This is a genomic window from Halorarius halobius (genome assembly GCF_024298865.1).
GTDB classification, from domain to species: Archaea; Halobacteriota; Halobacteria; order Halobacteriales; family Haloarculaceae; genus Halorarius; species Halorarius halobius.
Window position 1 is genome coordinate 1,364,858 of sequence record NZ_CP101161.1, and the last position, 24,533, is coordinate 1,389,390.

The 24,533-nt window shown below is 70.8% G+C and carries 23 protein-coding genes; 14 read left to right on the forward strand and 9 right to left on the reverse strand.

Annotated features, from left to right (window positions below):
• Positions 1-7 precede the first annotated feature (7 nt).
• Entirely contained in the window at positions 8-1,249 is a 1,242-nt protein-coding gene (locus tag NL112_RS07280) for a hypothetical protein (protein ID WP_255151978.1), read from the reverse strand.
• Positions 1,250-1,315: 66 nt separating this feature from the next.
• Positions 1,316-1,462: a hypothetical protein gene (locus NL112_RS07285; protein WP_255151979.1), complete on the reverse strand. Its 147-nt coding sequence runs from the start codon at positions 1,460-1,462 to the stop codon at positions 1,316-1,318.
• 144 nt (positions 1,463-1,606) lie between these two features.
• On the opposite strand from NL112_RS07285, the gene NL112_RS07290 reads away from it, so the two are divergent.
• Both NL112_RS07290 and NL112_RS07295 read left to right on the forward strand, forming a co-directional pair.
• Entirely contained in the window at positions 1,607-2,371 is a 765-nt protein-coding gene (locus NL112_RS07290; RefSeq protein WP_255151980.1) for a nucleotide-binding protein, read from the forward strand.
• A complete protein-coding gene (locus tag NL112_RS07295; RefSeq protein WP_255151981.1) occupies positions 2,368-2,913 on the forward strand; it encodes a DUF8054 family protein in 546 nt (181 codons plus the stop codon). Before NL112_RS07290 ends, NL112_RS07295 begins: the two co-directional genes overlap by 4 nt.
• Positions 2,914-2,958: 45 nt before the next feature.
• Here NL112_RS07295 and NL112_RS07300 read toward each other — a convergent pair whose 3' ends face one another.
• Entirely contained in the window at positions 2,959-3,501 is a 543-nt protein-coding gene (locus NL112_RS07300; RefSeq protein WP_255151983.1) for a DUF3592 domain-containing protein, read from the reverse strand.
• Between the two features lie 116 nt (positions 3,502-3,617).
• On the opposite strand from NL112_RS07300, the gene NL112_RS07305 reads away from it, so the two are divergent.
• The 6 genes from NL112_RS07305 (at position 3,618) to NL112_RS07330 (ending at position 12,467) form a co-directional block, all read left to right on the forward strand.
• A complete protein-coding gene (locus tag NL112_RS07305) occupies positions 3,618-4,073 on the forward strand; it encodes a ferritin-like domain-containing protein (RefSeq protein WP_255151984.1) in 456 nt (151 codons plus the stop codon).
• Between the two features lie 149 nt (positions 4,074-4,222).
• Positions 4,223-5,632 (forward strand): pentapeptide repeat-containing protein, encoded by a 1,410-nt coding sequence (locus NL112_RS07310; protein WP_255151985.1) that lies wholly within the window; start codon positions 4,223-4,225, stop codon positions 5,630-5,632.
• Positions 5,633-5,722: 90 nt separating this feature from the next.
• On the forward strand, positions 5,723-8,779 hold the full coding sequence (locus NL112_RS07315; RefSeq protein ID WP_255151986.1) for a S8 family serine peptidase: 3,057 nt from the start codon (positions 5,723-5,725) through the stop codon (positions 8,777-8,779).
• A 65-nt stretch (positions 8,780-8,844) separates the two neighbouring features.
• Positions 8,845-11,097, forward strand: coding sequence for an NADP-dependent malic enzyme (locus NL112_RS07320; RefSeq protein ID WP_255151987.1), 2,253 nt, complete (start codon positions 8,845-8,847; stop codon positions 11,095-11,097).
• A gap of 95 nt (positions 11,098-11,192) precedes the next feature.
• On the forward strand, positions 11,193-11,348 hold the full coding sequence (locus NL112_RS07325) for a hypothetical protein (protein WP_255151989.1): 156 nt from the start codon (positions 11,193-11,195) through the stop codon (positions 11,346-11,348).
• Positions 11,349-11,465: 117 nt separating this feature from the next.
• Complete coding sequence (locus NL112_RS07330; protein ID WP_255151990.1) at positions 11,466-12,467, forward strand: TIGR04024 family LLM class F420-dependent oxidoreductase; 1,002 nt, start codon at positions 11,466-11,468, stop codon at positions 12,465-12,467.
• Here NL112_RS07330 and NL112_RS07335 read toward each other — a convergent pair.
• Complete coding sequence (locus NL112_RS07335) at positions 12,459-12,737, reverse strand: hypothetical protein (protein WP_255151991.1); 279 nt, start codon at positions 12,735-12,737, stop codon at positions 12,459-12,461. The two genes, NL112_RS07330 and NL112_RS07335, sit on opposite strands and share 9 nt — an antisense overlap.
• Before the next feature lie 44 nt (positions 12,738-12,781).
• Positions 12,782-13,624, reverse strand: a complete 843-nt coding sequence (locus NL112_RS07340) for a CBS domain-containing protein (RefSeq protein ID WP_255151993.1) — start codon at positions 13,622-13,624, stop codon at positions 12,782-12,784.
• A 162-nt stretch (positions 13,625-13,786) separates the two neighbouring features.
• On the opposite strand from NL112_RS07340, the gene NL112_RS07345 reads away from it, so the two are divergent.
• A complete protein-coding gene (locus tag NL112_RS07345) occupies positions 13,787-14,587 on the forward strand; it encodes a CPBP family intramembrane glutamic endopeptidase (protein WP_255151994.1) in 801 nt (266 codons plus the stop codon).
• Here NL112_RS07345 and NL112_RS07350 read toward each other — a convergent pair.
• Positions 14,584-15,306: an SIMPL domain-containing protein gene (locus NL112_RS07350; protein WP_255151995.1), complete on the reverse strand. Its 723-nt coding sequence runs from the start codon at positions 15,304-15,306 to the stop codon at positions 14,584-14,586. The genes NL112_RS07345 and NL112_RS07350 overlap by 4 nt on opposite strands.
• Before the next feature lie 126 nt (positions 15,307-15,432).
• Between NL112_RS07350 and NL112_RS07355 the strand changes: the two genes are divergently transcribed.
• Entirely contained in the window at positions 15,433-16,089 is a 657-nt protein-coding gene (locus NL112_RS07355; RefSeq protein WP_255151996.1) for an SOUL family heme-binding protein, read from the forward strand.
• Here the strand turns inward: NL112_RS07355 and NL112_RS07360 are convergent.
• From NL112_RS07360 to NL112_RS07370, 3 genes are all read right to left on the reverse strand, one after another.
• Positions 16,056-17,798 carry a GMC family oxidoreductase N-terminal domain-containing protein gene (locus NL112_RS07360; protein ID WP_255151997.1) on the reverse strand — a complete coding sequence of 581 codons (1,743 nt, stop codon included), beginning with the start codon at positions 17,796-17,798 and terminating at the stop codon, positions 16,056-16,058. The two genes, NL112_RS07355 and NL112_RS07360, sit on opposite strands and share 34 nt — an antisense overlap.
• Positions 17,798-18,388: a hypothetical protein gene (locus tag NL112_RS07365; protein WP_255151998.1), complete on the reverse strand. Its 591-nt coding sequence runs from the start codon at positions 18,386-18,388 to the stop codon at positions 17,798-17,800. Before NL112_RS07365 ends, NL112_RS07360 begins: the two co-directional genes overlap by 1 nt.
• A gap of 97 nt (positions 18,389-18,485) precedes the next feature.
• The gene (locus NL112_RS07370) at positions 18,486-19,382 is read right to left on the reverse strand and encodes an alpha/beta hydrolase (RefSeq protein ID WP_255151999.1); all 897 of its coding nucleotides are present in this window, start codon (positions 19,380-19,382) and stop codon (positions 18,486-18,488) included.
• 191 nt (positions 19,383-19,573) lie between these two features.
• Between NL112_RS07370 and NL112_RS07375 the strand changes: the two genes are divergently transcribed.
• From NL112_RS07375 to pstB, 4 genes are all read left to right on the forward strand, one after another.
• Positions 19,574-20,761 (forward strand): PstS family phosphate ABC transporter substrate-binding protein, encoded by a 1,188-nt coding sequence (locus tag NL112_RS07375; protein ID WP_255152000.1) that lies wholly within the window; start codon positions 19,574-19,576, stop codon positions 20,759-20,761.
• A 78-nt stretch (positions 20,762-20,839) separates the two neighbouring features.
• Positions 20,840-21,970 carry a phosphate ABC transporter permease subunit PstC gene (gene pstC / locus NL112_RS07380; protein ID WP_255152001.1) on the forward strand — a complete coding sequence of 377 codons (1,131 nt, stop codon included), beginning with the start codon at positions 20,840-20,842 and terminating at the stop codon, positions 21,968-21,970.
• A complete protein-coding gene (gene pstA / locus NL112_RS07385; protein ID WP_255152002.1) occupies positions 21,970-23,634 on the forward strand; it encodes a phosphate ABC transporter permease PstA in 1,665 nt (554 codons plus the stop codon). The genes pstC and pstA overlap by 1 nt, the downstream gene beginning before the upstream one ends.
• Positions 23,627-24,532: a phosphate ABC transporter ATP-binding protein PstB gene (pstB, locus tag NL112_RS07390; RefSeq protein ID WP_255152003.1), complete on the forward strand. Its 906-nt coding sequence runs from the start codon at positions 23,627-23,629 to the stop codon at positions 24,530-24,532. Before pstA ends, pstB begins: the two co-directional genes overlap by 8 nt.
• Position 24,533 lies beyond the last annotated feature (1 nt).

Sequence of the window (24,533 nt, forward strand, 5' to 3'; positions counted from 1 at the left end):
GGTCGCGCTACGACCGAGCGGTCGCGTTCAGCCGGACGCGCACGTCGCCTTTCTCGCCCGCGAGCGTCGTCGCCTCGCGGAACGAGTCGGGACCGACGACGAGGCCGACCGTCGCGTTCGAGACGCGGCGGACGGCGACGCCCTCCTCGCGGTTCCCGAACCGCTCGGCGGCGGCCGCGAACTCGTCGGCGTCGGCGGCCGAGTCCCACCGCAACAGCCAGACGAACGCCGTCCGGTCGCCGCGCTCGTAGCGGAGCGCCGTGTCGTTGCCCCAGCCTGCGGCCGCACGCACCGAGGCGTTCCGGTCGAGTTCCGTCTGGAGCGTGAGGCGGACGACCAGTTCGCCCTTCGTATCGGTGCGCACCCGCTCCCACCCGGGGACGGAGGCGTTCACCGACAGCGGGCGCGGCGACTCCTCGACCGACGGATGGAGCATCTGCTCGGTCGTCGCGGGCGGCCGGCGGTACAGCCGTTCGGCGTCGGCCGGGTCGTCGAGGTGGGCGCGGACGTACCGCGTCCCGTGGTAGTACGCCGAGAGGAACGCGCGACCGCCCGGCGTCGTCGTCCGGTACTTGCCGGCGACGTTCTCGTACTCGGTCGGGGTGTCGAGATGCCGGCGTGCGTACACCGACGCGACGTGGGTGGCGACGCCTTCCTTCACAGCGCGGGCGGCCAGCCGTCGGTCGGTCTCCAGTCCGGCGTTCAGCGCCGTCCGGTCGTCGATGGCCTCGTAGGCGGGCGTCTGGGCCTGGAGAATGTGAACGAACTCGTGGGCGAGCACCGCCTCGACCACGGCGGGCGGGGCCGACGCCGGCCGGACGAGGTTCACGTCGCCCTCGCGGATGTAGCCGCCGGCGCGGGCGTCGCTCCAGTTCGGCACCCGCGCGCCGAGGCCGAGACGGTTCGAGAGCGGGCCGAGCAGGCCGACTTCCCCGCTCCCGCCCGTGGGCCGGAGGACGGTGACGGTCGGCGGCGTCGCCGTCCGTCCGAGCAGTTGCTCGACGCGCCCGAACGTCCGGTTCGGGTCGAACGCCAGCGACCCGTCGCGCACGCGGACGGCGGGCGCCGGCGTGGCGGTCGGTTCGGGTGTCTGCGTGGCGGTTGCCGTCGGTGTCGGCGTCCCCGCGGGCGTTTCGGGCACCGTCGGCGACGCCGACGGCTCGGCAGTCGGGTCAGCGGGCAGGGCGTTACAGCCGGCCAGAACCAGCAACGCGGCGAGCGCGACGCTGGCGGCGGAGCGGGGGACCATGCGCGGGCCGTGACGGCGCCGACACTAAAATCGACGGGTCGGTGGCGCGGAGTGCGGGACGGAAACTCAGGAGAGGTCGGGGACGAGCGGCGCGCCGTCCTCCGGGTCGTCGAACGTCTTGGTCCGCACGCGGCGGCGCGGGCGGCCGCCGTCGGTCATCGGCTGTCGCGGCAGTTCCGGGACCATCGGTTCGATCTCGTCGGTGGGTGTCATCGTGTATCTACCCCGATGAACGCGACCACCATAAACCTTCATGTTCTATCATCATAGTTGCCGCAACTCTTGCCGGGGCGGCCCGCCGGGCGGTCCATCACGACGACCGAACGTTTTTGTTTCAGCGGTCGACCACCCGAGAGTATGGTCGAGGCGTTCGCGGTGGCGTCGGGGAAGGGCGGCACCGGCAAGACCACGACGACGCTGGCGCTCGGGATGGCGCTGTCCGACGAGCACGACGTCACCGTCGTCGACGCCGACACCGGGATGGCGAACCTGCTGTTTCACGCGGGCCTGTCGGATGCGGACCCGACGCTCCACGACGTGCTCGTCACGGGCGGTGCCGACGTGGAGGCGGCGACCTACGAGCGGTTCGGGATGCGGGTCGTCCCCTGTGGCACGTCGCTTGCGGCGTTCGAGGCCGCCGACCCCGAACGACTCCGGGACGTCGTGGCCGACCTCGCCGCGGACGCCGACGTCCTCCTGCTGGACTCGCCGGCGACGCTCGCCTCGAAATCAGCCGTCCTGCCGGTCGTGCTGGCCGACCGCACCGTCGTCGTGCTCGAACCGACGGTGCCGGCGCTGTCGGACGGCCTCAAAGTGCAGGAGTACGCGCTCTCCTACGGGACGGGCGTGGCCGGCGTGCTGTTCAACAAGGTGCGCGAGGACGCCGACGGGACCGTCGAGAAGGCCGACCGCTACTTCGAGGGGCCGACGCTGGCGCAGGTGCCCGACAGCGACGCCGTCCGCCGGGCGCGGAGCGCGGGCGAACCCCTGCTTGCCCACGCACCCGACTCGCGGGCCGCCGCCGCCTACCGCGAGGCGGCCGCCGTGCTCGACGTGCGCCCCGGCGACGAGGGGGCCGTCGCGGACCGGTTCCGGTCGGCCGTCATCCCCGACCCGCCATGAACGTCCCCGACGGCGAACTGGTGCGCTCGCGGGTCGTGCCCGACGCCCGCGCGGCGCTGGAGGCGGCGCTGGACCGCCGACTCACGGGCTACGCCGTGCTCGCGCCGACGGCCGTCCTCGACCCCCGCCGAGAGGGGGCCGTGCTCACCTTCGAGGCCGGCGTTCCCGTCGTCGCCTACCACGTCGAGAGCGACCGGGGTGGCTCCGCCGCGCTGGGCGCGCTGGCCGAACCCGGCCCGTATCGCGTCGAACTGTACGAGTCGTCGCCGGGCGACCTCGACGCCGTTCACGACGTCGAGGAACTCCGGGTCGCGCCCGGTGCCCCCGCCGAGCAGGTGGCCGGCGCGCCGGCCCTCGCGGAGCGCACCCGGCGGGCGGCCCCGGCCGACCGCGACGGGGCGGGTGACCGCGATGCGGCCGACGACCCCGTCGAGGCGTTCCTCGCGGACACCGAGCGCATCGAGGCTATCCGCGAGGAGGCCCGCGAGGAGGCCGAGCGCCGCGCCGAGGAGTGGGGGTTCGACGACGCGGTCGAGGAGTGATACCGGTCCGGGGGTCGTGCCACCGCGTGGCCGTGCCGGGTGGCGTCACCTACGCAGGAACCCGAGGTCGAGGACGCCGAGGCCGAGGCCGAGCAGGACGGCACCGGGAACTCCGAAGAACAGCCCGAATGCGGCCGGAATTGCTAGCTGAACCATCGGCGTCGTCCGCTTCACCAAGAACGACGTCGAGGGGTCGTCCGGGAGGTGGTACGCCGTCACCGTCGAGTTCACCTCGTAGTCGTCGACGAACGACTCCGCGGCCGACCGGGTGGGCTTCCGCAGGTCCGTCCCGCTGTCCGTCGCGCCCGGTGGCGTGACGTTGCTCCCGTCGTACGTCGTTCCGTCGACCGTGTACCGGTACCGGACGGTGACCGAGTAGTACGGGTCGGCCTCGTCGTTGCGGTCTATCCCGCCGCCGACTCTGTGTGTCACGTTCGTCGACAGCACCGTCGCGTCGACCGGTTCGGCGCTGGCGACGACCTGGTTGCGCTGGAGTTCGTTCTGTATCGGCAGGCCCGCGAAGACGACGCCCCCGAGCAGGAACACCACCCCTGCGGCCACCGCGATGGCCCGTAGTACGTTCCTCACACCGAGGACTTGGCAACCAGTTTATTATTTCTAGGGGTCGCCCGGCCCGCTCACGCGACGGCCGCGGGTCGGCGCCACCTCCTATTTTGCCCGTCGAGCACGAACTGGGAGGTGCAATGACCTCCGACCGCGTCATCGAACTGCTACGCAAGGCGTACGGCGACGAGATGGAGACGGTGATGAACTACCAGACGAACGCCATCGTGCTCGACGGCGTCCGCGCCGAAGAGATAAAGGAGAGCCTCCAGCAGGACATCCAGGAGGAACTCGGCCACGCCGAGCGCATCGGCCAGCGGCTCAAGCAACTCGACGCTCGGCCGCCCGCATCCTCGGAGTTCACGGCCCGGCAGGACTCGCTCCAGCCGCCCGAGGACTCGACGGACGTACTCTCGGTCATTCGGGGCGTGCTCGACGCGGAGAAGGACGCTATCGAGACGTACCGGGAACTCATCGACGCCGCCGAGGAGGCGGACGACCCGCTCACCGAGGACCTCGCCGTCGAACTGCTCGGCGACGAGGAAGCCCACCACACCGAGTTCCGCGGCTTCGAGAAGGAGTACCGACGGGACTGACGCGCCGTGTCGAGCGGCGGGCGACGCGCCGGCTAATTACGGGTTTTTATTCCGACAACTAAGCTTTTTCCACCCACTCACCGGTCGATTTCAACCGTGACCCACTCCCGACAGCCTATACGGAGTGTGTCCAGCGTTGGCACACGACGATGAGACAGTTCGCATCCGGCCGCACCGCGATGGTGCTCGTCCTCGTGGTCGCGGCGCTCGTCGGTGGCACAGGCATCGTGAACGCGACGGCAGACCGAACGGGGGCCACGGTGTCGCCCGAACCGCGAGCGGCGAACGCGGCCTCGACCCACACGGTGACGGCCGACGGCCCGTACGCGGGCAACCTCTCGCGGGTGCGAGTCGCCTACGGCGGCGCCGGCGACGTGGACGGCGTGACCGTCCGTTCGCTGGGCGTCGACCGCGACGGCGACGGCCTCGTCGACCGGCAGTTCCCCGCCGCGGTGGGCGTCCGCTCGGGGACGGTCCACGTCGCTCCTGAGGTGGACGTCACGCTGTCGAGCGGTGACCGAATCGTCCTCGTGCTCGGTGGCATCAGCAACCCCGAACGGGCGGGCGTCTACGACGCGGAGGTCACCGTCGCAACGACGGCGGGCACCCACACTGCCGCGACGGAGTACCGCGTGACGCCGTTCGCCGCGCCCGGTTCGGCGGTGCGCAACGCGACGGCGCCCCGCTCGTCGGTCGAGCGGGTCGTCGCCCGCGGGAGCACGCTCCACGACACGCGGCTCGCCCGGAGTTCGCTCCGGGAGGTGACGATGACGGCGACGCGGCTCGACGGCGTGACGACGACCGCCGACCGCTGGCGGGACGTGTCGGTCGCGGACAGCACGCTCGCGGACGTGGCCTCCCGGCGCTCCACCTACCGGTCGGTCGCGTTCGAGAGCGCCGGCCTGTGTGACGCGACCGTCACCGAGAGCACGCTCCGTGACGCCGCGGTCGTCGGCGCCGACGTGACCGACGCCGACCTCCGCGGGGTCGAGGCGACGGGCGTCGCGGTCGTCGACACGCGCGTCGACGGGCTCGCGGTCGCGGACAGCACGCTCGACGGCGTCGCCGTCGTCGACCGTGCGCCCCGACGGGCCGGCGACGACCCGGCGGTGGCGGTCGGTGACCTGCTCTCGACGCGGTCGGTCGTCGAGACGGTCGAGGGGCGCTACGACGCGGCCCGCACGGACGTCTCCCCCGGCGACAACCGCGTCTCGAACGTCCGGGTCCGCGACAGCACGCTCCGGAACGTCCGGCTGGTCAACGCGACCCTCGAGAACGTCACGTTCCGCGGTGTCACCCTGCGGAACGTCACCCTGCGGAACGTCACGCTTCGGGGCGTGACGGTGACCGACCGGACGCTCGCGGACGGCCGCGTGACCGGCGAGACGGTGACCAGCGAGCGGCGACTCGTCTACGAGATGCGGACCGACGACGGCGTCGACGCGCCCGTCACGGTGACGGCCGGCGACGGCTCGGTGTCGGTCGCCGCCGGGCCGGCGAACGTCTCGGCCGGCGCCGACGGCGGGTCGGCCGAGGCCTCCGGGTCGCTGGTCGGATAGCGGCCCCGCTGACTGCTCGCGACGGGGGCTTTTGGACGGTGTTGTCAGAATCGCCTTTAGACGGCGTGAAGTCGGTCCAGCCACACCAGCATGACCGACGACACGAACGACGACGTCTCTCGACGCAGTTTCATGAAGGGCGTGGGGGTCGCGGCCGGCGCCGCGGCGCTCGGCGCGAGCGCGACCGGGAGCGGCGCCGCCCACGAGGGCACGTTCCACACCGAGTTCGCCAACCCGCGGGTCCGCGAGGCCGCGAAGGTGTGGGCGTCGAAGCCGTGGCGCGAGGGGTTCCGGGGGAGTCCGGAGCGGACGCTCGCCATCAACGACTCCGGCATCGACGTCGACCACCCGGACCTCGGCCCGTGGAACGGGGTGACGGCCATCGGGAGCGGCGACGGCGGGAAGCCGACGGTGAAGCTCGCGAGCCCCGACGACCTGGCGACGTGGCGTGACTCCCGCCGGATGGTCGGCGACGAGAAGCGCCAGACGGCGGTCCTGGGGCCCGGAACGACCGTCGAGGGGAGCGACACCCCGTTCCCGGCGTTCACCGTCCCGACGCGCGAACAGCTCCAGCAACGGGACGACATCGACCCGCTCCCCGACGGGAAGGGCGTCGTCGACATGGACGCCACGCTGTCGTGGACGCCTCAGAACGTCCCGCTCCCGAGCGCGACGCCGGTGCTCTCGTCGGCCGGCGAGGACCAGTCGTTCCGCGCGGAGGTGAAGATAGACGGCCAGTGGATCACGCTCAAGACCGTCGACACCGGGTCGAACCCGGAGACGCTGACGAACATCACGGCCATCCCCGGGAAGGAACACCGGTTCGTCGCCGGCCAGTTTGCCAACGTCGTTGCACAGGGGGAGGTCACCTACTCGTTCCACACGTACGACGACGACCTCGACACGCTCGACGGGAGCGTCGAGTTCACCGGCGACGGCTCCGGGCCGGCCCCGAAGACGGTCGGCTGGTTCGACTCCGGGTCGCGGTACGGGAGCCATCTCGAACCCGAGGACCCCGACAGCCACGGCTCGCACGTCTCCGGCATCACCGGCGGGTCGGGCCGGGCCAGCACCGTCGAGACGCTCCAGCAGGAGTCACCGCGGACCGTCCTCACGGCCGGTGACGTGCTCTCCTACGAGGTGGAAGCCGATGCCGGCACCGGCGTGTTCGGCGTCGCCACCGGCGAGGGTATCGAGGTGCTCGTCGAGGGACCGGACGGACGGACCCTCCGCGTCTCGGGGAACGTCCCGCCGCTGGAGGAGGCCCGCGTCGACCACCCGACGGTCGACGACCGACACGACGGCACGGAGACGTACACCGTCATCGTCCGGCCGCTGGAGGGCGAGGCCGCCTCGACCGGCCGTGTGAACGAGGTGGTCGTCGGCGCGTTCGCCGACCCCGAGACGGCACCCGGCGACCGGACCGACGGCGAGGTGTCGCTCCACTCCGGGGTAGCGCCCGACGCGAGCCTGATGGGCATCCAGGGCCTGTCGGGCCCGGTCGCGTCGCTGGCGCTGTACGGCGACGAACTCGTCCCGACGTTCAACCTCCGGGCGATGAACAGCTCGTGGGGCGGACTGGTGCCCGGCGGCGGCACCGTCGGCGGGTCGAGCCTCGAAGCGGCCGTCAAACGCATCGCGGAGAGCGGCGTGTTGCTGGTCGCGGCGGCGGGCAACAACTTCGGGACCATCAACACCGCCCCCGCGATCGCCGACGAGGCGGTGTCGGTGGCGGCGGTCGACGACCTCGACGGTATCACCGGCTACACCGACGGCGGCGCACAGGCCCAGGACGAGGACTCGCAGGGCGCGTACGGCAAGCCCGACGTCTGTGCGCCCGGCGGCACGCTCGTCACCGGTGCGCGTGCGGTGCGTGCGGAGTCGGACGGCGTCCCAGCCGGCACCGAGGGCGTCCGCGACTACACGAACAAGGCGGGCACCTCGATGGCGTCGCCGTACACGACGGGCGCGGTCGGCCTCATCGCGCAGGCGATGGAGGAGGGGGCGCCCGACTCCATCCGGCTCCCCTCGCCGTCGAACCTGCACGCGAACCACACAGCGAGCGAGCGGCTGGAGCACGTCCTCCGCTTGAAGCAGACCCTGCTGGCGACGGCCTCCTCGACGGCCTTTACCGCGGCGCCGTACCACAAACACGCCGTCACCTACCGGCACGACGGCCGCGACACCTACGAGGGGTACGGTCGAATCAACCCCGACGCCGCGGTCGATGCGCTCACGCGCGACCTGTTCGCGGGTGCGGACCCCGCGAACGACCCCTCGGTCACCGTCTCGGGCGAGGTGGGGCTGGACGTGCCCGACGACTCCCGTGCGGTCGCGGGCCACGTCGAGGTGCCCGCGGGCACGCTGGAGGTGTCCGTCGACCACAGCCACTACTCGGGGGGCAACAAGGGGCTGGCGAAGGACGTGCCGTGGCTCGACCTGTTCGTCTACGACGCCGAGACCCCCGGCCGCGCCGGCACGCCGAACACCCTCGCGTCGGCGCAGGGCCAGCAGGGGTCCGCGTCGGTGAGCGTCGACGTGAGCGCCGAGCGCGACGACCCGACGACCGGCGCCGACGAGTCGGAGACGCGGACGCTGTTCGTCGTCGCCAAACTGGTGAACGTGCCGGGCGTCGTCAACGGCTACGACGTCCAGTCGCAGTTCGACCTCGACGTCTCCTTCACAGCGGCGGGCGCGCTCCCGAAGCCGTCGTTCGCGGTCGAGGGCTCCCGGAGCGACGACGGCTCGGTGTTCACCGCCGGCCAGACGAACCAGGTCGACGTCACCGTCGACGGCATCAACGAGGAGGTGCCCGACGGGGCGACGGTCCGTCTGTTCGACACCTCGCCGTGGGAACTCAACGAGTTCGACGGCGGCGACGCGACGAAACGCACCGACGACGGCACCGTCCACCTCGGGACGACGACGGCCGGCGCCATCCGTGACGGCGGCGTCACGAAGAGCTACTTCGTCGACGCACCCGCGTCGACGGGCCGGTACACGTTCGGCGCCGGGAGCGTCGAACTCGTGACGGACGTGCCCGACGTGCAGGGGTCGAGTTCGCCGGTGGGCGGCACCGACACCAACACGGTCGTCGGCGCCTCCACCAACCCCGGCGAGGCGACGAGCGACGCGACCGACCTCTGAGTCCGGTCTCTCACGGACGTTCGCCCCATAGGTGCCGCTTTCACCCTCCGGGCCATGGGGCCGGTATGGGACTCGACGAGGACGCACTGGAGTATCACAGCGCGGACCCACCCGGGAAAGTGGAGATATCGACGACGAAGCCGACGAACACCCAGCGCGACCTTTCGCTGGCGTACTCGCCGGGGGTCGCCGCGCCCTGTGAGGCCATCGCCGCCGACGAGACGGACGCGTACACCTACACCACGAAAGGGAACCTCGTCGGCGTCGTCTCGAACGGCACTGCCGTCCTCGGGTTGGGCGACATCGGCGCGCAGGCCTCCAAACCCGTCATGGAGGGGAAGGGCGTGCTGTTCAAGCGGTTCGCCGACATCGACGTGTTCGACGTCGAACTCGACGACGCCGAGGACGCCGACGAGTTCGTGAACGCCGTCGCGAAGACCGAACCGACGTTCGGCGGCATCAACCTGGAGGACATCGCGGCGCCCGCCTGCTTCGAAATCGAGGAGCGCCTGCGCGAGGCGATGGATATCCCCGTCTTCCACGACGACCAGCACGGGACGGCCATCATCTCGGGTGCGGCGCTGGTCAACGCCTGTGACCTCACGGGGCGTGACCTCTCGGATGTCGAGGTGACGTTCGCGGGCGCGGGCGCCGCGGCGACGGCGACGGCCCGGTTCTACCGGTCGCTGGGCGTCGACGCCGACAACATCACGATGTGCGACGTCGACGGCGTCGTCACGGCCGAGCGGGTCGCGGCCGGCGAGCTATCGGGGTATCTCGAACCGTTCGCCAACGAGACGGGCGGCACCCTCGCGGACGCGATGGCGGGGGCTGACGTGTTCGTCGGGCTCTCCGTCGGTGGTATCGTCAGCCAGGAGATGGTCCGGTCGATGGCCGACGACCCCGTCATCTTCGCCATGGCGAACCCGGACCCCGAAATCGGCTACGAGGAGGCGAAACAGGCCCGAGACGACACGGTCATCATGGCGACGGGCCGCTCGGACTACCCGAATCAGGTCAACAACGTCCTCGGGTTCCCGTTCATCTTCCGGGGCGCACTGGACGTGCGAGCCACGGACATCAACGAGGCGATGAAGGTCGCGGCGGCGGAGGCGCTGGCGGAGTTGGCCCGCGAGGACGTGCCCGACGCCGTCGTGAAGGCGTACGGCGACGAACCGCTCCAGTACGGCCCCGAGTACATCATCCCGAAGCCGCTGGACACCCGCGTGCTGTTCGAAGTGTCGGCGGCCGTCGCCGAGGCCGCGATGGCGTCGGGCGTCGCCCGACGGGAGCGCGACCTCGACAGCTACCGCGACGAACTCGAGGCGCGGCTCGGCAAGAGCCGCGAGATGATGCGCGTCGTCCTCAACAAGGCGAAGAACGAGCCGAAGCGGGTCGTGTTCGCGGAGGGCGACGACGAGAAAATCGTCCGCGCGGCCTACCAGCTCGCGGACGAGGGCATCGCCGACCCCGTCCTCGTCGGGAACAAGCGGCGCATCTGGAAGACAGCCTCCGACCTCGGACTCGACTTCGACCCGGAAATCGTCGACCCGGACGCCGACGCGCTGGACCCGTACGCCGACCGGCTGTACGAACTCCGCCAGCGCAAAGGGGTCACTCGCCGCGAGGCCGAGGAGATGCTCCGGGACGGCGACTGGCTCGGGAGCGTGATGGTCGAGATGGGCGACGCCGACGCCCTCCTCACCGGCCTGACCCACCACTACCCGACGGCCCTCCGGCCCCCGTTGCAGGTGGTCGGCACCGCGCCGAACGCCGACTACGCCGCGGGGGTCTACATGCTGACGTTCAAGAACCGCGTCCTGTTCGTCGCGGACGCCACGGTCAATCAGGACCCCGACGAGGAGGTGCTCGCGGAGGTGGCGCGCCACACCGCCGAACTCGCCCGCCGGTTCAACGTCGACCCGCGGGTCGCCCTGCTGTCGTACTCCGATTTCGGCACCGTCGACAACGAAGGCACCCGCAAGCCGCGACGGGCCGCGGAGATGCTCCGGGCGGACCCGACGGTCGAGTTCCCCGTCGACGGGGAGATGCAGGCCGACACGGCCGTCGTCGAGGAGATGCTCACCGGCGACTACTCGTTTTCGGAGCTCGACCGGCCGGCGAACGTGCTCGTGTTCCCGAATCTGGAGGCGGGGAACATCGCGTACAAACTCCTCCAGCGGCTCGGCGGTGCCGAGGCCATCGGCCCGATGCTGGTCGGCATGGACGAACCCGTCCACGTGCTCCAGCGCGGCGACGAGGTGAAAGACATCGTGAACCTCGCGGGCGTGGCGGTGGTCGACGCGCAGAACGAGTAGCCGTCTATCGGCCTCCGGACGCCTCCCGAGCGGTCCCCTGGGGAACTGTCTCTTTTTGAACAAGAACTAAGTGCGAATCGCGGCGTACAGAGCGTATGAGCCAGGAACTGGCCGAGGTCAGCTGTCGCGCCTGCGGGGACAGAGCGGCCGTCGAACTGGGCGAGTCGAACGCGTTCACGCTCGACTGCGACACCTGCGGCGCGGCGAGCGAGGGGCGCTATCGCCCCGACGGCGTCGTCGTCTGGCGGTAGCTACTCCTCGGTGCGTGCTCGTGCGGCCGCGAGGTCCGCGGGCGTTCTCGGCTGAGACGGCTCGCCCCGTCTTCCGGGGGCGCTAACTTTCAAGCCCCCGGTTGCCGAGAGACCGGTATGACGTACGACCTGGTGTTACAGACCGACGCCCACGACTCGCTCGATTCGCTGGTCGACGTGGCGCAACGCGCCGAGGAGCACGGTTTCGCTCGCGTCTCCGCGGGCGAGACCACCGGCTGGGACATGGTGACGACGTTCACCGTCGTCGGCGAGCGCACCGACTCGATAGGCGTCTCGAACGACGTGCTCTCGCCGTTCGGCCGCGCGCCCACCGTCCTCGGACAGACCGCGCTCACGATGCACGACGCCACCGACGGCCGCTTCCGTCTCGGCCTCGGCACCTCTTCGCCGGCTATCGCGGAGGGGTGGCACGGCGCCGACTTCGACCGCCCCCTGCGCCGACTGCGCGAGACCATCGACATCGTCCGGGAGGTGTACGCGGGCGGCGAGGTCTCCTACGACGGGGAGATATTCGAGGTCGGGGGGCTCTCCTACGAGAAGTCCGTCCCCGACGACCCGCCGGGCATCGACGTGGCGGCGCTCGGGCCGAAGGCGACGGAACTCGTCGGCCGGTTCGCGGACGGGTGGGTACCACAGCTGTTCACCCCCGACGGGCTGGCCGACCGGATGGCGGACCTGGAGCGGGGTGCCGACCTCGGCGGCCGGTCGGTCGACGACCTGCGGGTCGCACCCATCGTGCGAACGTTCGCCAGCGAGGACCGCGAGCGTGCCCGCGAGGCCGCCCGCTCGACGGTCGCGTTTCTCGTCGGCGCATACGGCCCGTTCTACGGCCAGTCGGTCGCCGAACAGGGGTACGAGGACGTCGTCGACGAGATCCGGTCCGCGTGGGCGGACCGCGACACCGCGGCGATGGCCGAGGCGCTCCCGGACGCGGTGCTCGACGAACTCGCGGCGGCGGGCACGCCCGAGGAGGTGCGCGAGCGCCTCGAACGCCACCACGCGGTCGACGGCGTCGACGCCGTCCGCGTGGGGTTCGTCGGCGGGATGAGCGACGAGGACAAGCAGGCGACGATGGCGGCCGTCGAACCGCTACTGTAGGTCGCCGCCGAGCCGCTCGTACGTGGCCTCGATGCGCTCCCAGTTGCCGTCGACCAGGAACGGGAGCGAGAACAGCAGGACGATGAGCAGCAGCGAGACCACGTCGCCCGGGAGGCCGAACGACGGGATGGCCGACCCGAGGAACCCCCCGGTGTGGGCGCCCGCGATGACGAACAGCATCTGACGGACGGTGCGCCGGCGGCGGTCCGAGTGGGTGTTCCGCATCGGCCGTAACTGCTCGGCGTCCGGGTCGTGGTCCTCGTGGGGCATGGCCGCCGGTTGGGACGGGGGGGTTACAGGCGTTGTCGTCTCGGTCAGTCGGCGGCCCGCTCCCCCTCGCCCCACGCCTGCAGGGCGTCGAGGGTCGCGATTACGTCGCCGTACACCTCGTGGAGGTCGTGGATGGTGCGCCCGCTGGAGAGGTACTCGGCGTCCATGTTGTGGACGACGTTGCCGTAGTGGGCGACGTGGTTTCGGAGTTCGCGGACGGCGTCGAGCGCCTCGAACGCCGCCTCGCCGTCGTCGAACGGCAGGCGCTCCAGCGCTTCCGGGTCCGCCTCGACGGCTTTCTGGAGGTGCCAGAACGTCGTGTAGTCGATTTCGCGCAACTGGAGGTCGGCGTCGGCGTGCGCCTCGTACTCCTCGACGACGGCGTCGTACTCCGTCTCCGGCCCGCCGTCGACGGGGAGCGTCGACAGCGTCCCCTCCCAGCTCGATTCGGCAGCAAGCAGGTCTCGCAGACGCATCTCCAGTTCCCCGACGCGGGTGTAGAGGAAGGCGTGGGCCGCCGGCCGGTTCAAATCCGAGCGGGTGATGATGCCCGCCACCTCGCCGTGCCAGCCGACGAAGTAGAACGGGCGTGCCTCCAGTTCCTCGAGCAGTCCCTCGAAGCCGAGGTCCGGCGACAGCAGGTGGCCGAGGTTGATGCGCTCGGCGTGTTTGTAGACGGCCTCGTCGCCCGCGTCGGGAAGCGCGTCGGCCAGCGTCTCCCGGTCGACGAACATGTACGGCGGCTCCTCGCGCTCGACGGGCGCGGCGGTGTACCCCCGGTCGTCGAGCCACTCGTGGACGTCCGCGACGGTGGCGCCCGCCGGCACCGTCTCCGGGTTCTCGGTCATCAACTCCCGTACGGTCACCTGCTCCTGTGGCCCGAACATCGACCCGTGGGACGGGTCGCCGTCGGATAGGCCTGCTGGCCGTCGTGTACCGTGTCACCACCCGTCGGGTAACGGGTATCGTGTCACCACCCGTCGGGTAACGGGTATCGTGTCACCACCCGTCGGGTAACGGGTATCGTGTCACCCGTCCGATTGAAGCGTATGGCGACCGACACCGAGACGATGACCACACCGGAGTCGGCCGACGGCTATCCACGCCGCGTCGGCGTCGCGGCCCTGCTTGCGCTCCCGGGTCTGCTGGCGCTGGGCGCGTACACTGCTGCGGACCCGCCGGGCGGTCTCTCGCCGCTCCTGGCGTTCACGGCGACGGTGGTGAACAACGGCTTGCTCGTCCTCGTGGCGGTGCTCGCCGGGGCGTTCGCCGCGCCCCGGGTCGGGCTCCGCTCGCATCTGCTCGCGCGGACCGCGGGTGACCCCGCGCCGGCGTCGTCGCTCCGGGCGGACCTCCCGCTGGCGGCCGGCGTCGGCCTCGGGGCCGTCGCCGCGGTGCTCGCGCTCGACGCGGCGTTCGCGCCGCTTCTCGCCGCAGACCTGGCCCGCCTGCCGTCCGAGTCCGCAACGGTCGCGTCGGTGCTGGCGTTCGCCCCCGTCCGGTTCCTCTACGGCGGCATCACCGAAGAACTCCTCCTCCGGTTCGGACTCATGACCGGCCTCGCGTATCTCGGTGGCCGGGCACTCGGCCGGGAGGCCCCCGGCGCGGGCGTGATGTGGGCCGCAGTCCTCGTTTCGGCGCTACTGTTCGGCGTCGGCCACCTCCCCGCGGCGCTGGCGGCGTTCGGGGAACTGACACCCCTGCTCGTCGTCCGGACCGTCCTGCTCAACGCCGTTGCGGGCGTCGCGTTCGGCTGGCTCTACTGGCGCCGGAGCCTCGAGGCCGCGATGGTCGCCCACGGAGTGTTCCACGTCCCGCTGGTCGTGCTCTCGCTCGCGGTCGTTCTCTAGCGTGCGGTCGCGTTGTACGTGACCGAGACGCGCGCCGAGACGGTCACCGGCTCCGGGTCGATGCGGGTGGCGTCGGCCGTCCGTTCGACGAACGGCGTCGCGCCGCCGTCCCCCACGTCGACGGAGCGGACGCCCGTTATCGAGAGATCCGCGCTCGCCGCGGCGGCGTCGGCCTGCCCGCGGGCGTCCGCGACGGCCCGCTGGATGGCGCGCTGGCGGAGCTGACGCTGGCGGTTCTCGGAGAGGGTAAAGCGGACGCCGAGCACCTCCGTCGCGCCGCTCTCGACGGCGACGTCGACGACGCGTCCGGCGGCGCTGGTGTTCGACAGCGTCACCGCGAACGACTGGCGGGCGACGTACGTGGTGCGGTTGTCGTCCCGGCGCTCGAACAGCGCGAAGTCGGTCGTCCGGACGGCGTCCTCGCTCGTCGCGTTCACCAGTGCCGCCCGCAGTCGGCTGGTGTTGCGCGCCAGCCGGTCGGTGGCCGCCGACGGCGTTGGGCCGGTGGCCGTCGACGCCACGGAGACGACCACCTCGTCGGGGTCGGCGGTCACCTCGCCGGTCCCGGACGCGGAGACGGTGGCGGTCGGCGTGGTCGTCGCGTTGTCGACCTGCTCGGTCTGCTCGGCGGTGAGCGGCGCGCCTGCCACCAGCGCGACGACTGCCAGCGCGCCGACGACCAGCAACGCCACGAGTAGCACCGGGGTGGTGTTGCGCATCGGCGAGCGGTTGCCCGCTGGCCGGGATTGTAATGTCGTGGCTAGCGTGTCCACGGTCCGGGTAAGCCCGCGTTACCGCGCGATTTCGACGGCAAGGGTTCTGTCCCCGGAGCGCGTATCGGGGCCATGGTTCGCAACTCGACGCTCCTGCTCGGCGGCGTTGCCCTGCTGGTGCTGGGCGCGGTCGCCGCCCGGAGTCGCCGCGCCGGCCGCGAGACCGAGCGCGTCCCCTACGAGACGCTCGACCGGGTCGACGGCGTCGAACTCCGCCGCTACCCCACCACGCTGACCGTCGAGACGGTCGCGCCTTCGACGGGCGAGGCGTTCGGTCGCCTGTTCCGCTACATCGACGGGGGCAACGACGGCGGCGCGGAGATAGCGATGACTGCGCCCGTCGCCACCGGCGCGGAGATAGCGATGACCGCGCCCGTCGAGACCGACGACGCCGAGGAGGGCGTGCGGATGGCGTTCTACCTCCCGGCCGACTACGAGTACGAGACCGCACCCCGCCCGACCGACGACCGGGTGGCGCTCGTGGAGCGGCCGGCCCGGACGCTCGCCGTCCTGTCGTTCTCGTGGTGGGCGACCGACGGTCGGGTGGCACGCAAACAGCGCGACCTGCTTGCCGCGCTCGACTCGGCCGACGTGGCCGTCGCTGGCGAGCCGTTCTGCATGCAGTACGACCCGCCGTGGACGCCGCCGTTCCTGCGGACGAACGAGGTCGCCGTCGAGGTGCGCCGGACGGCGACTCAGGCGATGGGGTCGTCGACGCCGTCGAAGTAGCGCTCGGCGACGCGTTCGGCCGTCCGCAGCGCGAGCGCCTGCCCCGTGTGGGTCGGGTTCGCGCCGCCGACGCCGTTGGCCAGCGCCGAGTGGTCCGCGACGAACAGCCGTCCCACGTCGTACGCCTCACAGCCCTCGTCGACGACCTTCCCCATCGCCATCGACGACTGCATGTGCAACAGGATGGGCGCGGCGTCCGTCCGATGGATGTGTTCGGCACCGGCCTCATCGAGCAGACGTGCCGCGCGGCGCGCGAGTTCGTCCCGGCGCTCGTCGTCGTCGGGGTGGGGCTCCCACTCGACGAGGGGCACCTGCCCGTGTTCGTCCGCCGTCGAAGGGTCCAGCGAGACGCCGTTTTTCTTCCGTGGACGGTCGTCGGTGTGACAGATGAGCGTGAGCGTCCGCCGGTAGTCGGCCATCCGCTCCTTCAGTTCGCGGCCCGCCAGCCGACCCTCGGTGTCCCACGGTTCGCCCGCGGTGTCGCGCTCGAACCACCAGCCCCCCTGACTGGAGCCGTACATCGACAGCGCGGTGATGCCGGGCGCGAAGGTGTTGACCGCGATGCCGCCCACGTCGGGCACGTCGAGCCGCGAGCCGGCGGCCTGTCCCTGATGGGGTTCGACCGCGCGCTGGCCGATGACGTCCTCGAGGGTGTCGGGGTCGAAGGTGCCGGCGACGAAGTCGAACCAGTGGGTGGTGAGCCCCTTCCCGACCCAGCCGTTGTCCGGGAGTCCGGAGTTGAGCCACAGGCGGGGCGTCTCGATACAGCCGGCGGCGAGCACGACGGCGTCGGCGTCGACTCGCTCGGTGGTGCCGGCCCAGGTGTCGCGGAACTCGACGCCCGTCGCCTCCACGGAGCCGGGGCCGCCCTCGGTCAGCACCTCCGAGACGAACGCGTTCGGCCGTATCTCGACGTTGCCCGTCTCCATCGCCCGCGGCACGAGCGAGACGTTCGAGGAGCGGCGCGCCCGCTCCTCGAAGGGGGCGTCACGCGGCTGGGGCCCGCCCTGATGTTCGTGGGCCGCCATCGTGTCGCCCTCCACGTCCGGGTAGCGGTAGTCGCCGTCGTACTCGCCGTCCCGCGTCAGCCGCTCGTCCGGCTGGGGGATGGCGTTCGGGAACGGCCGGTACCCCTCCTCGGTGACGTTGTACCCCTCGGTCAGCGAGTAGCCGTCGCGGCGTGCGCCCTCGAAGAACAGTTCGGCCTTCGGCGTCGTCGGGGCCGGTTCGACGGGGTGGGTCTCCTCCAGGAGCTGGTAGTACGGGACCAACTCGGCGTAGTCGATGGGCCAGTGGGGCTGGTCCTCGACGCTGGTGACGAACGCCCGCGGGTGGTTGGCGTAGTAGTGCTGGGTGGTGCCGCCGACGCCCGCGAGCTGGGAGATGAGCGCGTGGCCCGGCACGGTCCGCTCCCACGGCGGCGCGTCCGCGTCGGCTGGCCCCCACCGGAGTTTCCCCCGGACGGGGTCGTTCATCTCGCCCTCTTTCGCGGTGAACTGCTCGTCGTACAGCTCGCCCGAGAGGTCCGACGGGTCCGCCGAGGACTCGCCGCCGGGCGCCTCGCGCGGCGCCTCCCAGTTCTCGTTGCCGTAGAACGGCCCCGCCTCGAGGACGAGCACGTCGATGCCCAGTTGCCCGAGCCGCCACGCCAGCGCGGGGCCGTCGCCGCCCGCACCCACGACCACCACGTCCCGCGTTTGCGAGCGCATCAGTAGTCGTCCTCCTCGAACTCGTCGAGTTCGTAGCCGAGCATCACGGCGTAGCCGTCCGCCGGCCCGGGATAGTCGGCCTGCGTCCAGCCCTGTGACCCCTCGCCGTCGCCCGTCAGTTCACCGTAGTACAGCGACTCGGTCAGCGCGACGAGCGCGCCCGCGAGGTACTGGATGGTGCCGAGGCCGGGCGCGTCCAGCCGGTCGGCCAGCGCCGGGAACACCCCCTCGGATTCGAGCATCCGGACCGCCCGCAGGCGGTCGCGCGCCGACAGCCGCGAGAACGGGCCGCCGGCGTACGCGTCGTCGGGCGAGCCGAACCCCTCCTCGGCGCGCCGCCTGACGACGAGTTCCAGCGCCGCCACGTCGAGCAGGAGGGCGACAACCGGCGCAAGCGGCGTCGTGTCGTAGCCGAGCGCCGCCAGCGGGCCGCTCGCGGGCTGGAGGTCGTTCACCTCCTCGACGAGCAGTTCGTCGAGGTCCGCCGCGAGGCCGCCGGGGACGTGTTCCTCGCCGCGGTCGGCCATCCCCGGCGTCTCGGGGACGACGCTGTCGACGAACGCCGCGAACGTCCCCCGGGTGTAGCTCACGGTCCCACCTCCGGAGCGTGTACGTACGGTATCACGTCACACCCTGTGGAGTCGCCCACCCTCAATGTTCCCCCTGCTATCGGGGGGCGGTTATCACCTACCGTAACTGCCGCTCGAAGAACGCGACCTGCCGGTCGGCCACGGTGTCGAACAGGGGGTCGAGATACGGCGCGAAGTGGTCGCCCTCGACGCGCACCCGCTCCACGTCGTCCAACCGGTCGACGAGGCGGGCGACGGTGCCCGCGGGAATCAACTGGTCGTCGGTGGCTTCGACCACGAGCGCGGGGCAGTCCACCTCGCGGGCGTAGCTCACGGGGCGGTACAGGCCGACGGTCAGCAGTATCCGGGCCGCACAGCGGTTCCACTCCGCCTCGTCGAGGTCGTCGGGGACGATGGCGCGATACCCCGCCTCGGAGCCCTCGGTGGCCAGCGGCGCAACCTCGCCGGGTTGCCCGACGAGGGGGACGTAATGGGGCGACCGGAGCGTGGCCGCCCGCCCGAGGTCACGCAGGGCCGCGCCCGTCGCCCGGAGGCCGAAGTCGAGCCCCTGCTGGCGGACCACGGACAGCAGAGTCCGTGGGCCGTCCGAGAAGGGGACGATGCCGGCGTACGCGTCCACGTCGTCGCGGCGGGCGGCGGTGACGAGAGCGTGGCCGCCCGAGAACGACCAGCCGGCGACCCCCAGGCCGTCGCCCACGCCGTCGAGCGAGCGGGCGTAGTCGACGGCGGCGTCCCAGTCGGCGAGATGCTTGCGGGGCGACACCAGGTTCCGGGGCGTCCCCCCGCTGTCGCCGAACCCGCGGTAGTCGAACAGCAGTACCCCGACGCCGGCGTCGGCCAGTCGCGCCGCGAACCGGGGCAGGCCCATCCGGCGCGTCCCCCCGAACCCGTGGGCCATCACGACGACCGGCGGGTCGGCCGCCTCGGGCCGGTAGCGCCACGCCGCACACTCGGTGCCCCGCGACTCGAACGTCACCGACTCGCGCTCGTGCATACGGGGTGGTCGCGGCCGCGGGGCAAAGACCCCTCGGGCGACTCCGGACGCCGACGTATCGCTATATAGCTCACTTGTCGACAAACCGCTCTCCGGAGCCGTCATTCTGCAAGTATGGGACAGTTTCTCGATACAGGAATGGGGTGGGGTATTATAAACCGCTTTAATCAGTAATCGGGTGGTCTCAGGTGATGACCCGCAAGACGGAGGGTGTCACCGGGGTATCGCGCCGCAAGTTCATCGCCACCACGGGCGCCGTCGGCGCCGCCGGGGTCGCGGGCTGTACCAGCGACCAGAGCAACAACGACGACAGCAACAACGACGACGACCAGTCGACCGACTCGCCGGCCGGGCAGAGCGACGACTCGGACGGGGAGACCTCGGGGTCCGCGACGGCGACGCTGCGCGCCGAGGGGTCCTCGACGGTGTACCCCATCTCGAACAAGGGCAGTTCCTACTGGAACTCCAACGCGCCGCCGAGCGACGGGGAGTACTGGGGGAAGAACAGCGAGACCTCGGTCCCCGGCTGGGACGAGATCCAGACCGACAAGAAGATCGCCGACTACTTCGCCAGCCTCTACGGCTTCGAGACGACCGACCAGCGGTCCAAGCCGCCGTACGCGACCATCATCGGCCTGAGCCACTCCGGGACCGGCTGCAAGGCCGTCCGCGACGGGCTGGTCGACATCGGCAACTCCTCGGGTCCCATCACGGCGGAGCTCGGCTGGAGCGAGTCGAAGGCCAACGAGGAGGTCGTCGACCACGTCGTCGGGCGCGACGGTCAGCCGGTCGTCGTCAGCAAGGACATCTACGACGCCGGCGTCACCCAGCTCACGGGTGAGGAGATCCGGAAGATCTACCAGAACGAGATCACCAACTGGAGCGAGGTCGGCGGCCCCGACCAGGAGATCTACGCCATCGGCCGCGCCGAGGGCTCCGGGACGGACACCTCGTTCCGGCTGAACATGCTGGGGAGCGCCGACGCGTCGATGTCGGGCGTCGACACGCGGTTCGGCCAGAACCAGCAGGTCGCCACCGCGGTCCAGCAGAACGAGGGCGCCATCGCGTACATGGCGCTGGCGTTCACCGGCCCGCAGGTGAAGCCCATCGCCATCAACTTCGAGGGGACGGTGTACAAGCCCGACAAGGACGCCCAGAACACCATCTTCGACAGTTCGTACCCGCTGAACCGCGACCTCCACATGTACACGAAGAAGACGGAGGAGACGCCCAACGGGACGGACAAGCGCGAGGCGGCGTTCATCAACATGTTCCTCACCACGTTCGGACAGGTGGTGTTCGTCGAGCAGAACAACTACATCCCGCTTCCGACGAAGGACATCGAGAAGGAGAAGAGCAAGCTCCCGTCGCAGGCGTAACGGGTTCGTCGTCTGTCATTCCGCTTTCGTCGTTCGACTACCGCTGGACGCACACACAGTTTCCACACGTACAACCCAATGACACAGACCTCTAGCCGGGAGCCGACGGGGGCAGAGAAGCTCGCCCGTCTGGTGCGGCGGTTCCGGGACTTCGTCGACGACACGGAGCCGGAGGCGCTGGTCACGGTCGGCGTCATGGCGGCGGCGATACTGGCCGCCTTCGTCGGCTTCCTGCTCGTTTCGGCTTGGACGATAGTTCCCTTCCTCGTCTCCGTGGTGGCGGCGGGGTACGGCTGGCTCCGTCACCAGGGCGTGACCGCGCGCGTGCTCACGCTGATGATGACGGCGTCGACGATACTGATACTGGTGCTCATCACCGTCTTCATCTTCTTCGAGGCCATCCCCGTCTTCCTCTACGAGTCGAAGACGGTGCTGGGCGTGGAGGTGCCGGCGCTCCGGATGTTCACCGAGACGACGTGGGACGCCGTCTCCCCGCCCATCCGCTACTCGATGGTGCCGCTGATTCACGGGACGGTGATGGTGACGCTCATCGCCACCGCCGTCGCCGGTCCCCTCGGCGTCGCCGCCGCCCTGTTCCTCTCCGAAATCGCGCCCGCGCCGGTCCGCGAGTTCGTCAAGCCGGGCGTCGAAATCCTCGCTGGCATCCCCTCCATCGTCTACGGCTTCATCGGGTTCACCATCCTCAGCCCGTGGGCCTCCGACCAGTTCCGCATCGTCGGGCAGGGCACCTACCTGTTCGTCGGCGTGGTCGTCGGTCTGATGGCGCTACCCACCGTCGTCTCCGTCGCGGAGGACGCCCTGAACAGCGTCCCCGAGTCGATGAAGAGCGGGTCGCTGGCGATGGGGACGACCGACTGGCAGACGATGACGTCCATCACCCTGCCGGCGGCGTTCTCGGGCGTCTCAGCGGCCGTCCTCCTGGGCGTGGGTCGGGCCATCGGCGAGACGATGGCCGCCACCGTCATGCTCCGGGGCGTCCCCGAGTTGACGGACCCCATCTACAACGCTTTCTACGGCCAGGAGACGCTCACGTCGCTCATCGCACACAACTACGGGGAGGCCGACGGCCTCCAGATGGACGCGCTGTTCGCGGCGGGCGTCATCCTGTTCGTGACGGTGCTCGCGCTGTCCATCGGCACCCAGTACATCGAGGCGCGGATGAACCGCAAACTCGGAGGTGACCGCTGATGGCGGGCGCGACCGAGACGGAACTCGTCGCCGAGGACACGACCGGCACGGGCGCGGTCGCCGCCGCGGCCGTGGGTATCGCGGCCCTCCTGTTCGCGCTGGCGCTGGCCGCGCTGTTCGAGCAGGTGGACCTCGCGGACCCGGTGGCCGGCGTCTCGCTCGTCGTCGTCATCGGCGCGTTGCTCGTCCTGCTCGGCGGGGCCGTCGCCACGTTCGGCGTCGGCTCCCGACTGGGGTACGTCCAGACGACCCCACGACCGACGGCGGGGGTCGTCGCGTCGGGCGCGTTCGGGGGTCTCTGGTTCGTCGTCGGGGGGCTGGTCGCCTCACAGACGTTCGGGCTCGGCACCGTCGGTTGGTTGGCCGCGGCCCTCCTGACGGGCGCGGTCGCGTTCGCCGCCACGGCGTTCCCCCGCGAGGACGTCGGCTCGACACTCCCCGCCGGTGCGCTGACGGCGTTCGCCGGCCTCGTGTTCCTCACCGGCACCATCGGCCCGTCGTGGGTCTGGGACCTCGGCTGGGCGGACCAGGCGTCGTTCACCGCGGAGTTCACCGTCCCCGCCATCACGCTGTTCTGTTCGCTGCTCGCGGGCTGGTCGTCCGCGAAGGCGTACGGCGGGTTCGGCGCCCGCGGCCGCCACATGGGGGCGTACCTGCTCGTCTACCTGAACGCCCTCGCCATCGTCGGCGTGCTGTTCGTCCTCATCGCCTTCACCGTCATGAAGGGCATTCCCGGGCTGTTCCGTGGGTTCGAGGTCGGCCTCGGGGTCGGCCCGACGACGGTCATCGACCTGTTCGTCGGCATCCCGTTCACGGACACCGCGGTCGGGTTCGCGTTCTCCTTTGCCTGGCCCGTCTCGTGGCCGTTCGTGATGAACGGCATCGCGCTTCTGAACGAGTTCAACGGCGTCCTGCCGGCCATCGTCGGCACGGTCTGGCTCGTCGTCGGCGCGGTGCTGTTCGCGGTGCCGCTCGGCATCGGCGCGGCCGTCTTCCTGACCGAGTACGCCGAGCAGGGCCGGTTCACGCAGGTCGTCGAGGTGGCGACGAACGGCCTCTGGAGCACGCCGAGCATCGTGTTCGGGCTGTTCGGCTTCGCCTTCCTCGTCCCCCGGTTCGGCAACCAGAAGTCACTGCTGGCGGGGATGTTGACGCTCGGGTTCATGCTGTTGCCGCTGGTCGTCATCACGAGCCGCGAGGCGATGCTCTCGGTCCCCGACGAGTACCGGGACGCCAGCGCCGCGCTCGGGGTGACGAAGTGGCAGACGGTCCGGAGCGTCGTGTTGCCGGCGGCGTTGCCCGGCGTCGTCACGGGCATCATCCTCGGCGTCGGTCGCATCGCCGGCGAGACGGCGCCCATCCTGCTGACGGCCGTCGGCGGCGTGTTCGTCGCCGGCGGCCAGCGGGCCGACGTCTTCGGCGGCTTCCAGTTCACCGGCTCGCCGCCGTTCGTCAGCAACCCCGAACTGCTGGAGTCGACGACGGCGCTCCCCTATCAGCTGTACGCGCTCATCAAGGCGGGCGTAGGGGCCTCGAGCAACGTCGCCCACCCCGAGGAGTTCAAGTGGGCGACGGCGCTCGTGCTTCTGGTCGTCGTCCTCTCCTTCTACGCGGTCGGCATCGTCACGCGGTACTACTTCCGGAGGAAGCTCCACCATGAGTGAGACAACCCAGACACCCGACGAGAGCATGGACCGCCCGCTCGAGACGACGAGCGGCGAGACGGACGAGCAGGTGCGCGAGGCGTGGCTCGACTACCAGTTCGACGGCGAGACGAAGGTCGCCGTCGAGGACCTCGACGTCCACTACGGCGACGACCACGCGCTGAAGGGCGTCTCGATGGAGATTCCCGAGAAGAGCGTCACCGCGCTCATCGGTCCCTCGGGCTGTGGGAAGTCGACGTTCCTGCGGTGTCTCAACCGGATGAACGACCGTGTTTCGAGCGCCCGCATCGACGGCTCCGTCCGGGTCGACGGCAAGGAAATATACCAGGACGGTATCAACCTCGTGGAGCTCCGCAAGCGCGTCGGGATGGTGTTCCAGTCGCCGAACCCGTTCCCGAAGTCCATCCGCGACAACGTCTCCTACGGGCCGCGCAAGCACGGCGACCTCGAGACGGGCCTGCTGGCGCGACTGCTCGGCCGCGACGACGAGGCCGCCGAGGAACAGCTCGTCGAGCGGTGTCTCCGCGACGCCGCGCTCTACGACGAGGTGAAGGACCGCCTCGACGACAATGCCCTCGGGCTCTCGGGCGGCCAACAGCAACGGCTCTGTATCGCGCGGGCGCTGGCGACGGACCCCGACGTGCTGTTGATGGACGAGCCGGCCTCCGCGCTCGACCCCATCGCCACCTCGAAGATCGAGGACCTCATCGACGACCTCGCCGAGGAGTACACGGTGGTCGTCGTCACGCACAACATGCAACAGGCCGCGCGCATCTCCGACCAGACGGCTGTGTTCCTCACCGGTGGCGAACTCGTCGAGTACGACGCCACCGAGACGATATTCGAGGACCCGGAGAGCCAGCGCGTCGAGGACTACATCACCGGGAAGTTCGGCTGAC

Bases quoted from the DNA above. Each gene is read 5' to 3' on its own strand.
- NL112_RS07280 (WP_255151978.1), bottom strand. From the start codon at position 1,249: ATGGTCCCCCGCTCCGCCGCCAGCGTCGCGCTCGCCGCGTTGCTGGTT.
- NL112_RS07285 (WP_255151979.1), bottom strand. From the start codon at position 1,462: ATGACACCCACCGACGAGATCGAACCGATGGTCCCGGAACTGCCGCGA.
- NL112_RS07290 (WP_255151980.1), top strand. From the start codon at position 1,607: ATGGTCGAGGCGTTCGCGGTGGCGTCGGGGAAGGGCGGCACCGGCAAG.
- NL112_RS07295 (WP_255151981.1), top strand. From the start codon at position 2,368: ATGAACGTCCCCGACGGCGAACTGGTGCGCTCGCGGGTCGTGCCCGAC.
- NL112_RS07305 (WP_255151984.1), top strand. From the start codon at position 3,618: ATGACCTCCGACCGCGTCATCGAACTGCTACGCAAGGCGTACGGCGAC.
- NL112_RS07310 (WP_255151985.1), top strand. From the start codon at position 4,223: ATGAGACAGTTCGCATCCGGCCGCACCGCGATGGTGCTCGTCCTCGTG.
- NL112_RS07315 (WP_255151986.1), top strand. From the start codon at position 5,723: ATGACCGACGACACGAACGACGACGTCTCTCGACGCAGTTTCATGAAG.
- NL112_RS07320 (WP_255151987.1), top strand. From the start codon at position 8,845: ATGGGACTCGACGAGGACGCACTGGAGTATCACAGCGCGGACCCACCC.
- NL112_RS07325 (WP_255151989.1), top strand. From the start codon at position 11,193: ATGAGCCAGGAACTGGCCGAGGTCAGCTGTCGCGCCTGCGGGGACAGA.
- NL112_RS07330 (WP_255151990.1), top strand. From the start codon at position 11,466: ATGACGTACGACCTGGTGTTACAGACCGACGCCCACGACTCGCTCGAT.
- NL112_RS07335 (WP_255151991.1), bottom strand. From the start codon at position 12,737: ATGCCCCACGAGGACCACGACCCGGACGCCGAGCAGTTACGGCCGATG.
- NL112_RS07340 (WP_255151993.1), bottom strand. From the start codon at position 13,624: ATGTTCGGGCCACAGGAGCAGGTGACCGTACGGGAGTTGATGACCGAG.
- NL112_RS07345 (WP_255151994.1), top strand. From the start codon at position 13,787: ATGGCGACCGACACCGAGACGATGACCACACCGGAGTCGGCCGACGGC.
- NL112_RS07350 (WP_255151995.1), bottom strand. From the start codon at position 15,306: ATGCGCAACACCACCCCGGTGCTACTCGTGGCGTTGCTGGTCGTCGGC.
- NL112_RS07355 (WP_255151996.1), top strand. From the start codon at position 15,433: ATGGTTCGCAACTCGACGCTCCTGCTCGGCGGCGTTGCCCTGCTGGTG.
- NL112_RS07360 (WP_255151997.1), bottom strand. From the start codon at position 17,798: ATGCGCTCGCAAACGCGGGACGTGGTGGTCGTGGGTGCGGGCGGCGAC.
- NL112_RS07370 (WP_255151999.1), bottom strand. From the start codon at position 19,382: ATGCACGAGCGCGAGTCGGTGACGTTCGAGTCGCGGGGCACCGAGTGT.
- NL112_RS07375 (WP_255152000.1), top strand. From the start codon at position 19,574: ATGACCCGCAAGACGGAGGGTGTCACCGGGGTATCGCGCCGCAAGTTC.
- pstC (WP_255152001.1), top strand. From the start codon at position 20,840: ATGACACAGACCTCTAGCCGGGAGCCGACGGGGGCAGAGAAGCTCGCC.
- pstA (WP_255152002.1), top strand. From the start codon at position 21,970: ATGGCGGGCGCGACCGAGACGGAACTCGTCGCCGAGGACACGACCGGC.
- pstB (WP_255152003.1), top strand. From the start codon at position 23,627: ATGAGTGAGACAACCCAGACACCCGACGAGAGCATGGACCGCCCGCTC.